Below are 655 nucleotides of genomic sequence, written 5' to 3' on the forward strand. Positions count from 1 at the left end.
CAGCGCTGCGTGCCATTAAACAATGGCAATTTACACCACATATTTTAGGCGGGCTAAAAGTGGCTCACCGAGTACAAATACCAGTTCGTTTTAAGTTGGAAGGATAATGGAACAACTACAAGAATTACAAACTCAGTTCGGTCTTATGACATGGCCTTTGATCATTTGCTCGGCACTCACCGTCATGATCATTGCAGAACGACTCTTCCAAGTATTCATCAGTCTTGGCGTTGGCAAAAGTGCCATTCGTCAACATTTGGCCAGTCTAGACCCAACGAACAGCCGAGATATTGAAGCGCTGGCCGATGAGTTGTCGGGCAAGCGTCCCCTGCTTTATCGCGGTGTAGCAATGCTATTGGCTCACCACTCATTCGCTAAATCGCTGCGTGAAGACGCGGCTGGCATGTGGCTGCAAGAAAAGCGTCATCAACTGCATTCTGGTCTTCGCCTTCTGACGTTGATCGGCGTAATCAGCCCGCTAATTGGTCTTCTCGGCACAGTATTGGGATTGATTGAGATGTTTAAAGGCATTGCGGTTTCAACTGGGAACATCACACCTAACGATTTGGCCGACGGCTTGGGTTTAGCCATGCGCACAACGGCCGCAGGCTTGATCATCGCCCTACCCGCTATTTCTGGCGCTCAAATCATCGGT

2 protein-coding genes are annotated in these 655 nt (G+C 49.3%); both read left to right on the forward strand.

The genetic code is table 11. The annotated features are described in order from the left end of the window. Positions 1 to 107, forward strand: a 107-nt coding sequence (locus R7E78_RS27405; protein ID WP_318058789.1) for an energy transducer TonB, incomplete at its 5' end; no start/stop codon positions are given. Further along, positions 107 to 655: MotA/TolQ/ExbB proton channel family protein (locus R7E78_RS27410; RefSeq protein ID WP_031822408.1), on the forward strand; the 549-nt coding region annotated here is incomplete at its 3' end. The genes R7E78_RS27405 and R7E78_RS27410, both read left to right, overlap by 1 nt.

Source organism: Vibrio sp. YT-19(2023), assembly GCF_033337395.1.